This window comes from Psychrobacter sp. T6-5 (assembly GCF_052258485.2).
Taxonomy (GTDB): Bacteria; Pseudomonadota; Gammaproteobacteria; order Pseudomonadales; family Moraxellaceae; genus Psychrobacter.
In genome coordinates, this window is the sequence record NZ_JBQQEY020000001.1 from 2,559,187 (window position 1) to 2,572,557 (window position 13,371).

The window sequence follows — 13,371 nt, forward strand, 5'->3', positions numbered from 1 at the left end:
ATGAATAAAACGGTTTAGGCGATCTGTTTGTACATTGATAAAACGAGCATCTACAACGGTGAGCCAATAAAGAAATGCAATCGCACAGGAATATTGTCTTCTGTCACCCCTGCGGCTACATCGACACGCACCATTCCGACAGGAGAGGCCCAGCGCACACCAACGCCTACGCCAACTTTGGTTTCAGCATCAAAGTCTTTGTCGTACGCATTACCAACATCGGTAAAGAATGCACCGCGAAAGCCCGGTTTAAACTCATAGTTATACTCTGCACTACCAACCGCCAGTACTTGCCCGCCTGTCAGATAGCCTTTATCATTTAGTGGCGATAAGCTCTCGTAATCATAGCCACGGATGCTTTGGTCGCCACCTGCGAAAAAGCGCAATTTATAGGGCACATCATAGAAATCATCTGCCCAAATATAACCACCATTCAAACTACCAAGCACTTGATGTTTTTTGTCATCGCCAAAGCTATAAATACCGCTAACACCAGCACGAACGATGGCCAAATCAGTATCACTCAGCGCTTTGTCAGCACCTGCTTCAATCGAATAATACTGACGCATACCGCGCGTTGGATTGGTCGCACTATCCGTGTCGGTTTTATTCATACCATAGCCAAACAGCAATGCTTGCTGCTTGGGGTTTGACGAGGTAAAGCGGATAGGTAAATCATCACGCGCGGCGCCATCAACGCCAGTCTCTAGCTCATCTAAACGATAACGCATAGAGTAGCTACGATTCCAACCACTATCACGGCGAATATTACGTGCCAAGGCCGCTTTTAATGTGGTGGTAGATAAATCGAAGTTACCTTTGCCTTGGTCAATGACTTCTTCTTCATAAGTAAGACGCCCATCCAATTTGTCATTGAGCGGGTGATTCCAAGGGCGGCTTGCATAGACAGCGACGTTTTTGCTGATTCTGGACACTTCCGTTTCTGCGCCTGCTTGATAACCCTGACGATTAAGCAAATTATAATCTATCTTGGCGGTTGCTCGAACGCCTGTGTCAGTACCATAACCCAAACCAACTTGAGCATCACGTGGCTTATCAGCGTATACAAAAACGTATAACGGCACTTTTTTGCTTGTCACAACGTCTTGCGGTGTTTTACGTCCTGCCAGCGTTGGCGGTACGAAATCCTCATCAACGGTGAAGTTTGCATCATCAGGGAATATTTTTTGGGCAACATTGCTAATTGAATCACTAATTTTGCCTAATAAGTTATCAGCTTCTTGGTCTTTTTCATCTAGCACGCGATTATCAGGTAAGTTACTTAGGCGCTCTGCTTTTTGCTTAACGGCTTGTAGCTTATCAAGCGTTTCTTCGTCAGCCTCAAACTCGATAGCAGCAATATCAGCTTCATTGACAGTCTCTCCACTACCGTCACCCAAGGCACTTTCACTCGCTACGCCAGTGCTACTACCCGTATCTTCTGTACTAGCCAAACGATTATTGGATGCTGCTAGAGTAGCATTATCTCCAGTCATATCTGAGATGCCATCATTATCAACATCCTCATCCAATATAGCATTGCTATTGGCAGGTGCATTATCAAATGCCAATGTACTGGCCTCACTCCGGTCATCTGGCGGTAATATCGATTCGACATTGACCATATTAAAGTAGCGGGTCGCTGATAAATCATTACTAAACTTTGTCACTGACGGACGATAGAAAGGATCGCCTGGCGCAAACTCATACAACTGCTGCAATAACGACAATTCTACTGGGAGTTTGTCAGGGTCTTGTGTCAGCGTGTTGGTTTCTTTGTCATAGGTAAAGAAAACAACATCATCAAACTCGTAGCGGTCGCCTGTGTTATAGACCAAAGACATATCCGCTTTGTTATCTGGTAGGATAATATCGACAGATTTGTTCAACCAATATTGATCGAAATATCCATAAGTATTACTCAAAGACTCAAGCGCGGCTTTGCTACTCTTGTAGACACGGTGGTTAAAAATATCACCTTCTTGCGGTGGTAATTCTTTTTCAAGCGCGACAAACTCTTCTTGCTCACCGCCCTCACCACGGATATCAACAATACGGCTGTCTACAATAACAGGCTCGCCCAGCTCTTCAATAACCACATTGATCGTATCACGCGTAGGCTGACGTAGACTGAGCGTCACATCATAGTAACCCACTGCTTTGGCAGCATCCAGTGCTGTTTGGCGCAGACGTGGCAGCGCCGCTGTAAAATCAATGACTGATCGCACTGAGGTGTCATCGAGGGCCGCTTTAATGTTTTTCATTGGCTGAATATCGTCGTCAGCTTTGATGAGTTTTGGTTGACCATTAGCCGTGGCTTCGCCAGCAGCTTGTTGTATATAAACCGTGGTCTCCACACTAGGCAATGCCATTGCGCCACCATTGAACAATCGGTTATAAAGACGTTTAACAATATTGCTTTTATTACGTGCGAGTGGCTTTGACTGGTCAGCTTGCTCGATGCTTTGATTAACGGCCTGAGTATCATTCTGATAATCTGGTAAATAGTCTTCAGGATCAATCACATCTAAAGGCATGTTACCGCCATCGGTGATATCGCTATTACCCGCTGTTATCTCGTCATTAATGCCATTTGCCGCATTGACATTGCCACTGCTGACAGAGTCACTCACGTTAATGGGACGTGACATAATTTCAGCTGTGGCTGCCTGCTCTGCTGCTGTTCCAGTTTTGCCTAATGTGTCAAGATTGCTAGGTGCAGATAAGTCGGTCGCATCTAGCTCAACATCTAAGCCGATGGGCGGCGCTGTGTCGTTCAATGTGGCAACTGGCGCATCAAAAGCACTGTCGTTGTTAATGCTGTCGATATCTTGGGCGTTTTGCAAATCCATCGCAGCCAACTCACGATCAATCTGCTCAGGCGTCATCATCTGATAGCCTTGCTGCTGTATCGCTGTTGCTTGTTGCAACAAATCATCGTTAGATAGATCTGCCTGCATGCCTTCTGCGTACATATCCTCGTCGAAACGATTTGAATCTTGCAGACCACTATTCTGGTTATTATTTCGGGCACTGTCATTCTGAGACGATAACGAGTTAGCGCCTGATTTTTTAATGCCTAGTGTTTGTTCGCTATAGTCATCCAAGACCGACTGATCAATGATGCCTTGCTCCACTGCCTTTTTTAGACGTAGTGCATCTAAAGCAGCATCGAGCTGGGTATCATCGTCTAATAGTGCGCCTGATGTATTATTGGCCGTTTGATTGTTAGCCAATTGAGTCTTAGCGACTTGATTATTGGTCGATGGATTGGTGATATTTGTGTTGGTTGTCTCAGCCAATGCCGCAGGTGCAACACTGACTAGACTAGTAGCTAGCGCGGTACAGAGCGCTGAGCGCTTAAAATGAATACGGGGAGTACCGATATGAGTGCTTTGGATGCTGATATCGTTCTGAATACTCACGCTGTCACGCTGCCTCATTAATATGTTGCGTGCTCGAGTTGAAGGCGGCTGGGTCATGTTTACGTCCTATCCCTTCACGCGGCATACTATTATTAACGATGACTATCGCCAAGTCTGACCGGTGAATAAACTTATAGCAGTGGGCTGAAATTAATGGTTTACTACGTTGCTTGTCATGATGGAAGTCTCTAGCGCATATTAAATCTCAGCACTCGATGGGTGACACCATACAAACAGTCTTGATTGATAGCAGGCCTTCACCTTTACCGTCGCTCGCACCTTTTAATGCAACCATATAAAATTTACAAATCATAACTTAGTTAATTATGAAATCATAGCGCAGGTTTCATGTATTTTTACCTAAGCCTTGCTATTATACGGCTTAATATTGATAAAACCTATGCTGTATTTCGATAAGTTTTTGATAATATTGATGATTGCTATCGCATTATAAGCTGCGTTCAGCGCCTCTTCTTACTTTATCAGCCGCGTCTCATCTGTAGGAACGTTCATGTCCAATCAGTTTCAGCTATTTAAGCGCCGCCGTTTTAGCGCCATGTTTTTCACCCAGTTTTTGGGTGCGTTTAATGACAATATCTTTAAACAAGCACTCATACTGGTTCTGACTTATACCGCTGCCAGTCAATTGGGCGTCGAAGTCAGTATTTTAAACAATTTGGCCGCGATGTTATTCATACTGCCCTACTTTTTGTTTTCGGCATTAGCAGGACAAATCGCTGATAAGTATGAAAAATCCAAGCTCACGCAGTTTATCAAAGTGCTTGAGCTGGTCATCATGGCAATCGCTGCGGTTGGTTTTGTTTTTGAATGGTACACCCTTTTATTTGTCGCATTGTTTTTGATGGGCACGCATTCGACCTTTTTTGGACCGATTAAGTACGCTTATCTACCACAGGCGATGAAAGAAGATGAGCTGGTCGGTGCCAACGGTCTGTTTCAAATGGGTACTTCTCTGGCTATTCTTGTTGGTATGATTGTCGCTGGCATCTTAACTCAGCTGTCACACTCGTTGTATTGGATTAGCGCCACCGTATTGGTCGTTGCTGTGCTGGGTTATCTAGCAGCACGTTATATCCCTAACATGCCAGCCATGCAGCCAGATCTTAAGATTAACTGGAATATTATCACCACCAGCTTGTCTACGGTGCGCTATCTCTACTCTCTACCATTTTTGTTTTTTGTCATTCTTGGCAATAGCTGGTTTTGGTTCTATGGGGCGACGTTTTTGACCCAAGTGCCAGAGTTTAGCAAAGTCATTTTGCATGGTGATGAGTCGGTCGTGATTTTTCTATTAACGCTATTTTCAGTAGGCGTGTCGATAGGTTCACTATTATGCAAATCATTGACCAAAAACCAAGTAAGCCTGCGCCTATTGCCTTTTGGTATTGCTGGATTGAGTATCTTTGCTATTGATTTGTACTTTTCACTTTCAAGCCTAAACATAAACGTGAATAATGACACATTACTTGGTATCAATGATTTATTTGGTGTCAGTGGGAGCTGGCGCGTCTTTGCTGATTTGTTCTTATTGGGATTCAGTGGCGGTTTATATATTGTGCCTTTATATGCCTCAATGCAGGCCTATGCGCCGAAGAGCCATCGCGCGCGTATCGTGGGTGCCAATAACATATTCAATGCGATATTTATGGTCACGTCAGCGATTTTTGCGATTGTCATCTTAAATGCATTAGGGCTAAGTCTACCGCAGCTATTTTTGGTAACAGGTGTGCTCAATATTGCTTTTGGTATCTTCTTATACCTTAAGCTAAATAGGCATATCAAACAGGCGGTTATCCAAACCAATGATGAAGTGGTTATATAAATAAGCTATATCATAAACAAGCCATATTGAGCTTAAATAACGATAGCAATCGATGCGTTATCAAGGTAATAATAGTGATGCCGAGAATTTGGATTGTTTGCTATAGTAATGTACATAAGAGCTGTGCATAGAAATATTGCCCTAGAGCAGTCACTAGTCTTATTTTATTGATAAAATTTAACGCCATCAGGAGTGAACCATGGCCCTGCGTCCCTTATCCAAAATCGATCAGCTATTGCTTGGGGTCGACAAAGCATTACGAGCTGTCGTGCCAAACTCCAACCCCAGTACGCGCCCATTGCCAGTCAGTAGTGACGAGATTCCTGAACTGACCATCACAGAGGCGCGTCATGTCGCAGGATTGATGCGTATCAATCATACTGGGGAAGTGTGTGCGCAAGGTCTCTACCATGGACAAGCATTTGCTGCCAAAGACAGTGGCGTCAAGCAAGCCATGCAAAACTCTGCTGAAGAAGAAGTCGATCATCTGGTCTGGTGCGAGACGCGCTTAAATGAACTTGGTAGCCATGCGAGTGTGTTTACCCCGCTTTGGTATGGGATGTCTTTTGGCCTAGGCGCAGTTGCAGGCGCCATCTCAAATGAGTTTAGTTTGGGGTTTGTCGCGGAGACAGAAGCACAAGTCAGCGAGCACTTGCAAGATCATATCAATCAACTACCCGAACATGATCAACGCTCAAGAGAAATACTGGCACAAATGGATATCGAAGAGCGACATCATCGCGAGCTAGCACTGGCAAGTGGCGGCGCTGCATTATCACCACCTGTACGTCAGACGATGCGCTGGATGGCCAACCGTATGAAGGCGACCGCTTATCATTTGTAGAGGTAAATATAATAAGTTCATCGATGGCATAGCTGGTCTAACTAACACTGCTAGATTTGCTCAACGCTAGCGAGTAACAATCCTACCACAGATAGCGCAAAGCTTAATTTGCTAGGGTATTAAAAATTTGTACGATTTTGCAGCAAAAATATATCCTGACTATCAACCGATTAATGAATAAATAACGACTAAATAAATTAAATAAGGTAATGATTTTTATGAAAGCAACTCTCTCTAATAGCGCGTCTCCCAAGTCACCGAAGCTTGCAACCTTGACTGCGCTTGCGGCCGCCTGTGCAATGATGCTTTCTGCGCCTGTGAATGCCGCAGAAGCTGACACTGCTGCTACATCAGCACCTGCTGTACCGAGCGCTATAGATTCCAGCAAACGTGTAATTCGTCTGGCAAGGCCAGGTGCAACGGCCAGTACAGCACAAAGCACAACAGATGCTACGCCTTCTAATAGCGCTCAATCAGTTGGTACTCAGCCAATGATGCCGTCAAACAACACTCAGCCTAACCGTACCCCTTTGAGCACGGCACAGGCAGCGCAGATGATGCAATCAAGCAGTACTCAACCAAATCGTGTACCTGTCAGCGCCGCTCAGCCACCTGCATCGCAAATGATGAATCCCGCTAACGCCCCTGTGATCAGCGGTACCACTCGCGTCTATGAGCCAGGTCCGATGACTGCGACTGGTATCGATCTGCGCAGCGGTCAGCTCTCGAATATCCCAACGCCACAAGTACAGCTCTCAGATGTGAGCTTTATCAAAACCGTTTTGATCCCACAACAAAAAGGCCTAGGTACTGACAAGCTCGACGTCAGCTTACTTGATGATTTCATCGCAGACGTTTCACCGAATGCTCGTCACTATCCACCAAACTTCCCTAACCGCACTCAGCGCCATTACACTCGCGAAAAAATCAAAGTATTGGCTGATTGGATTGAGCCTTATGCCAAATCACCAAACGCGTCTTACGATGTATTGATTCGCGCAGCCAAGTTAAACGGCATGGGTCGTAATCTAGACTTGGGCTCAGACTACACGGTACGCGGCGGACAGTATGTTGACCGTGCTATCAAAATTCAACCAGATAGCGGTGAAGCCAACTTCTTATATGGCATGATGCTATCAGAAGGTGGCGGGTTTAAAGAAGGCCAAAAATATCTAGACCGCGCGGTATCTTTAGGTTATACCGAAGCAGAGCAAAGCTTGGCACAGTCAGACCTACTCAGTGATCGCCGTGCCAACGCCCTAGAGCGCCTACGTCGTCTTGAAGCAAAATACCCTAACAACACCGTTATTCCTCAGCAAATCAAACTGGTTGAAGATGGCAAATTCTACATTTGGGACATCCCTGCACCAGATATCAATGTCAAACCAGGTGCCTAAATTTGTCCTGTTTGTTTATACTAAAGACAAACAAATAGTTTTATAGCCTTAGAATACCTAGCGCCTTTGTTTTTATGAATATAAAGCAAAGGCGCTTTTTTGTGTCTAGCTTTTTTGTGCCTAATAGAAACCTGCTTGCACAGAACCTCATCTTTTTCTATCTTGTCTTTTTCTACTTTATCTAAATGGATACCCTTTTAACCAAAAATTTAAGTGTATCTCAAAACAATAACTATCATTTGAAAAAGTCGTTCGATATATAGCGCTTGGTTATAACCCTTCAAATAAAATAGTCTAATATCAAAAGTTACGCTAAACTCTATTATAACCAAGAGCACTTCCATTGCTGGTTTTCTCATAACTACTTTTTTACCGGACTGACCTATGACTTCTGCTAGCCCTAGCAAAAACACGGTAATGCAAGCCAATAAAAAAATGCTGCCTATCGCCTCAGTCGCATTATTGACAGCGGCAATGCTGCTACCAGCCTGTAGTGTCGTCTCGGTGGAAAAACAAGCATCGGCCAAGACCATCTCAGCACAGCGCGGTAATATCGTCACTGATAATCAACTAAGCAGCGATACAGCATCTGCCTTGCTATCGGCAGGTCTTAACGAGCAAGCTTGTATGCAGCAATTCGACTTGTGCTTGACTCAGCTCACGGATAGTATTTTAAATAAACACTATCGACCTGCACTGGCGATTTTTGCAGAACTGCACTACGCAAAAGCGCGCCAGCTTGCTGACTCACAAAACTGCCGCAATGCACTTGCCCGTCCACCACTTGACCCATACTACGCCAATGCGCCTTTGAGCGCCGACGATGCCAAAACGCAGCAAGAGGAGACCAGTCTTTGCTTAAACAATTATCAGGACAGACTGTTTGATGCGGTTAAATATAGCTATACCTATTTGTTTTATGACAGTCTGACTCATGATTTTGAGGGTGCTGATGAAAGCTATAGTAGTGCTCACACGCAAACCCGCATCCCAACTGACAACGATATTCAGACCCAAGATATCTACAACGCTGCCAGCAATGATGTCATTACGCAGCTTTATCGATCGACCGAAAACTCAGATAAATTGATGAATGGCACAAAAGTGGAGTACTTAACCATCCCTTCTGCCAAGCGCGATAGTAGCGATCAAGCAGCGATTGCCAACCGAGCCCCGCTAAAAGGTAAAGCGATCGACCAAGTTAAGGTCATGAAAGTACAAGTAGATGATTATGACCTCGGCATCTATTTACCCAATGAAAACAACTATTTGCAAAATGCTCATAAGCAAGACTCTGCGCTAGCCGACTTAGTTTCTACTTACGAGCTACGTCTCTCTGGGCTGAACTCTGTTAGCAAACGTCCCGGTTTAGGTATCAGCTTAGTTGCTTCTCTCGATGATCGTTACACCACCACGATTCGCCAGTTATTGTCATCATCACTATCGGGTCGATTAGCCAATGAGACTGACAATACAAAGGATAGCGAGCCAAGCTCACGCATTTATCCTACTGGTCATCTACTGCTGACTGGTTTGATCAAACCAAGTGGTGATAGCGTGCTGGATGTGCTGAGCAGTCGCAAGCTCGATATCCATCTATACAATCCATACCAAACTGAAACCGTCAATATTCTTAACGATAACTATCCATTAGCAGCCAACTTCTCAGCAGGGTATGGAATGTGGCTGGCAGAAAACCAGTTGGATAGTGTGGGTTATTTGAACCTCATCACGCGCCAGCCAGATGCTCGTCTACCCAAACTGTTTATGCTCGAACCTTATGACCCTGACAAGCGTGTCATCATTATGCTGCATGGTTTGGCCTCTAGCCCGGCAACGTGGGTCAACCTCACCAACGATATTCTCAATGATGATAAGCTGCGCGACAATTACCAAGTTTGGCAAATATTTTATCCAACCAATTTGCCTATTTTAGAAAACCGCTATCAGATTCAGCAATTAATCAACACTACTTACGAGCAGACGGACCCGACAGGACAAAATCGCGCCAGTAAAAACAGCGTGATCATTAGCCACAGCATGGGTGCCCTTATCGCGCGCATGATGCTGTCCGATGATAATTTGGTCGATGATTTGGACAGACTTGATGATCAAGACATTCTCTCTAGTAGTGAAAAACGGCAAATCCGCGATGCACTAAAAGAATCGTTTGGTGAAAAGGAATTAAAAAAACGGTTTGAGCTACAATCCTTGCCACAAGTAGACACCGCTGTCTTTTTATCTGCACCTTTTCGCGGCACTGACTATGCAGACCGCTGGTTTACGCGGGCGCTGCGCCGTATCGTCTATTTGCCAGTCGGTTTGGTCAAGACTGTGACAGATAACTTAGCGACGATTGCCACGCAAGGGGATCTGGCGCAAAACCCATTGGGCGCTTTATATCTACAAAATGGTGCCAGTCAGCTCAGTGACAAATCTTCTTTTATCGAATTAACCAAAGATCTGACGATTAATAGCCGTGTGACTTATCATTCAATTATTGCCAACAATGATGCTGATATCACCAAAGGACTGGCTCAAGCACAGCCTGACGGTGCAAAAATTGATTTATCGCAAGCGGTAGAAGAAGACGCTAAAGATGAAAGCGCAAGTGTCAGCGTGTCAGATGACACATCAGAGCTGCCTCCTGAGCCACTGGTCGCTGCCGTTACTGTTGATAAAAATATCAGTCAGGCCTTAACCCAACGTTTATCAGATGGCATTGTTCCCTATACCAGTGCTCACCTAGATGGCGCCGCCTCTGAAACAGTTATCAATGGTGGTCATAGTATTCAAACCAATCCACAAACTATTTTGACGCTGCGACGGATTTTGCATAAACAGTTACAAGAATGATGTATGTTTTTGTTATTGGGGAACATTTTAATGCATGGGACACCAAGTAATAAATAGAACAGATGTTTTATGAAAAATATCCGCTAATTACAAGTCATTGTTATTCATGAGGTTAATTTTATTTTCAAGGGTATTTTACAATTGTTTTAATGACTCCTAGGTATGTAGCTGTCTAACGGCATGGGTTGCGTGTATATCTAGGGAAGCGCATAATATATATAGCACATGACTGTAATATATGAATTTATAGGGACATAAATTATTCAATTCAGCTAAACAGTGAGTCGCAAGCTTAGCCACAATTTATGCCTAATGTTGCTAAAGTAAAGTTTTGCGTCATTGAGCCATTGCCCGTAATCTTTGTCACCTTGATTTATGTACAGTTACGGACAGTTACTTAAGCGTTGTACGGAAGCCAGCGCTATTCAGCTAACAGATGAGAGTAACCGTTTATGTTCGCTACGTTTATGATTGACCAGCTCGATGCGCTGACACTCGCGCGCATCCAGTTCGCTTTTGTTGTCTCTTTTCATATCGTCTTTCCCGCTTTTTCTATTGGACTTGCCAGTTGGCTGACCGTACTTGAGTTTCGCTGGTTAAGAACAGGCAATCCTGTTTTTGCGGAAGTCTACAAACACTGGGTAAAAATATTTGCCGTGGTGTTTGGTATGGGTGTGGTTTCAGGGGTGGTAATGTCTTACCAGTTCGGGACCAACTGGGCAGTCTTTTCCGACAAGGCGGGTAACGTCTTAGGCCCACTGCTCGCTTATGAAGTACTGACTGCATTTTTCTTAGAAGCCTCCTTTTTGGGCATCATGCTCTTTGGTTGGGGCCGCGTTAGTAAGCGCATGCACTTTGTAGCCACTGCAACCGTCGCTATCGGTACGTTGATCTCAGGTTTTTGGATCTTGGCCGCCAACAGCTTTATGCAGACGCCGCAAGGCTTCATGATGGGTGCTGATGGTCTGCTTTATCCAACCAACTGGCTTGAGATTATTTTTAACCCCTCATTCCCTTACCGCTACGCACACATGATGACCGCTGCATTCTTGACGACTGCTTTTGTGGTCGGTGGTATTGGTGCTTATTATCTACAATCCAAAAAACACATCGAACACCGAAAACATGGCCGCGTGATGTTGGGCATGGCGATGATCATGGCGATTTTTGTGGCACCTGCGCAGGTATTAATCGGTGATGAGCACGGACTAAATACCCTTGAGCACCAGCCTGCCAAAGTCGCAGCCATGGAAGGTATCTGGGAAGATGAGCGCGGGGCAGCACTACGTCTCTTTGCGATTCCTGATCAAGAAAATCAAACCAATAAATACGAAGTAAAAATCCCTTATGTCACAGGTTTGATTCTCACCCATTCGTTAGATGGTGAAGTGAAGGGTCTCAAAAACTGGGCACCAGAAGATCAACCACACGTTATTATTGTGTTTTGGGCCTTCCGTATTATGGTTGGCATTGGTATGTTAATGGTGCTTGTGGGTCTATTCAGTGTCTATAAATATTTCAAAAAACAGCAGTTCAATCCTGACAGCAAGCTGTTCCACCGCGCATGGATGATGATGACGCCGCTTGGCTTTATCGCGCTACTTGCCGGTTGGTTTGTCACCGAAACAGGTCGTCAGCCATGGACAGTCTATGGTGTAATCCGTACAGCTGAAAGTATGTCACCCGTAGCAGCCCAACAAGTTGCCACCACATTGATTGGCTTTATTATCGTTTATACCTTTGTCTTTGGTGCAGGTAGCTTTTATATCTTGCGCTTGATTGGTCAAGGGCCAAAACCTTATACCGATCCTGCCGAAGATAATTTCTACGAGCATTCAGTAACCGAAGGTCAAGGTCGTACGCTGAGCGGAGATAATGATCCTGCTGGTCATACTACCAAGCAAGATATCGACACACCAGCAGATGACATCGATGATGGAGGGTTACGCTAATGTTTAATTTCGGTGATGTATTAGACTTACCCTTAATTTGGGGTGGATTGATTGCGCTTGCAGTCTTCATTTATGTACTGCTTGATGGCTTTGATTTAGGCTGTGGTATTTTATTTCCGTTTGCAGGCTCAGACAAAAACCGTAGCCGCATGATGAACTCTATCGCCCCATTCTGGGATGGTAACGAGACGTGGCTGGTATTGGGTGGCGGCGGTCTATTCGCAGCTTTCCCAGTCGCTTACGGTATCATCATGACAGGCCTTTACTTACCTGTGTTTTTGATGCTGGTTGGTCTGATCTTGCGTGGCGTGGCGTTTGAGTTTCGTTTCAAATCTAGCACGCATCGCTACATATGGGACTCTTTGTTTTTTGTCGGTTCAATCACTGCTGCCTTCTTTCAAGGGGTGATGCTTGGCTCGTTGGTACATGGTCTTGACGCCAGTAACCGTCTGTTCACGGGTGGCCCCTTTGACTGGCTCACGACCTTTTCGATTGTCAGTGGTATTGCGGTCATTATTGGTTATGCGCTATTAGGTTCGACGTGGCTGATCTTAAAGACAGAACATGACTTGCAGGTCTGGGCAAGAAAAATCTCAGGGTGGTTATTGTCAGCACTGGTTGTCGCAATGATTATCGTGACGATCTTTATGTACTTCTCAGACATTGAAGCGCTTGAGAATTGGTTCACACTAGCACGCTTACCTTACTTAGCGCCGATGCCGATTATTGCACTCATACTGTTCTTTATTATGCGTAAAGATTTGACCACAGAGCGTGAATACCGTCCTTTCTTATTAACTGTCGCGTTGTTTTTGATGGGTTATATTGGTGTATGTGTGGCGATGTTCCCTTATATCGTACCCTATCAGATGACGCTACATGAAGCTGCGGCTGCCGATACATCGCTATCATTTATGCTGGTGGGTGCGGTAATCATGTTACCTATCATCTTAAGTTATACTGCTTATGCGTACTATGTGTTCAAGGGTAAAACTGATCACGAACATATGTACTAGTCATTGTAAATGACAAGCAGCTAGTGATGAGATAAGCA

Annotated in this window: 7 protein-coding genes; 6 read left to right on the plus strand and 1 reads right to left on the minus strand. The window is 44.8% G+C overall.

Features of this window, described 5'->3' with window-relative positions:
* Positions 1-50: 50 nt before the first annotated feature.
* On the minus strand, positions 51-3,482 hold the full coding sequence (locus ACTXGK_RS25510) for an autotransporter assembly complex protein TamA (RefSeq protein ID WP_443514930.1): 3,432 nt from the start codon (positions 3,480-3,482) through the stop codon (positions 51-53).
* Between the two features lie 454 nt (positions 3,483-3,936).
* Here ACTXGK_RS25510 and ACTXGK_RS25515 point away from each other — a divergent pair, with 454 nt between their 5' ends.
* The 6 genes from ACTXGK_RS25515 (at position 3,937) to cydB (ending at position 13,333) form a co-directional block, all read left to right on the plus strand.
* Positions 3,937-5,268: an MFS transporter gene (locus tag ACTXGK_RS25515; RefSeq protein WP_443514928.1), complete on the plus strand. Its 1,332-nt coding sequence runs from the start codon at positions 3,937-3,939 to the stop codon at positions 5,266-5,268.
* Between the two features lie 205 nt (positions 5,269-5,473).
* A complete protein-coding gene (gene coq7 / locus ACTXGK_RS25520; protein WP_201599869.1) occupies positions 5,474-6,112 on the plus strand; it encodes a 2-polyprenyl-3-methyl-6-methoxy-1,4-benzoquinone monooxygenase in 639 nt (212 codons plus the stop codon).
* Positions 6,113-6,330: 218 nt separating this feature from the next.
* Positions 6,331-7,509, plus strand: coding sequence for a tetratricopeptide repeat protein (locus ACTXGK_RS25525; protein ID WP_443514927.1), 1,179 nt, complete (start codon positions 6,331-6,333; stop codon positions 7,507-7,509).
* 384 nt (positions 7,510-7,893) lie between these two features.
* Positions 7,894-10,365, plus strand: a complete 2,472-nt coding sequence (locus ACTXGK_RS25530; RefSeq protein WP_443514925.1) for an esterase/lipase family protein — start codon at positions 7,894-7,896, stop codon at positions 10,363-10,365.
* A gap of 452 nt (positions 10,366-10,817) precedes the next feature.
* Positions 10,818-12,317 (plus strand): cytochrome ubiquinol oxidase subunit I, encoded by a 1,500-nt coding sequence (locus ACTXGK_RS25535; RefSeq protein WP_443514923.1) that lies wholly within the window; start codon positions 10,818-10,820, stop codon positions 12,315-12,317.
* Complete coding sequence (gene cydB / locus ACTXGK_RS25540) at positions 12,317-13,333, plus strand: cytochrome d ubiquinol oxidase subunit II (RefSeq protein ID WP_201599754.1); 1,017 nt, start codon at positions 12,317-12,319, stop codon at positions 13,331-13,333. Before ACTXGK_RS25535 ends, cydB begins: the two co-directional genes overlap by 1 nt.
* Positions 13,334-13,371: the final 38 nt, after the last annotated feature.

Coding starts and splice junctions, on each gene's coding strand:
- ACTXGK_RS25530 (WP_443514925.1), top strand. CDS start 7,894: ATGACTTCTGCTAGCCCTAGCAAAAACACGGTAATGCAAGCCAATAAA.
- ACTXGK_RS25515 (WP_443514928.1), top strand. CDS start 3,937: ATGTCCAATCAGTTTCAGCTATTTAAGCGCCGCCGTTTTAGCGCCATG.
- ACTXGK_RS25525 (WP_443514927.1), top strand. CDS start 6,331: ATGAAAGCAACTCTCTCTAATAGCGCGTCTCCCAAGTCACCGAAGCTT.
- cydB (WP_201599754.1), top strand. CDS start 12,317: ATGTTTAATTTCGGTGATGTATTAGACTTACCCTTAATTTGGGGTGGA.
- ACTXGK_RS25535 (WP_443514923.1), top strand. CDS start 10,818: ATGTTCGCTACGTTTATGATTGACCAGCTCGATGCGCTGACACTCGCG.
- ACTXGK_RS25510 (WP_443514930.1), bottom strand. CDS start 3,482: ATGACCCAGCCGCCTTCAACTCGAGCACGCAACATATTAATGAGGCAG.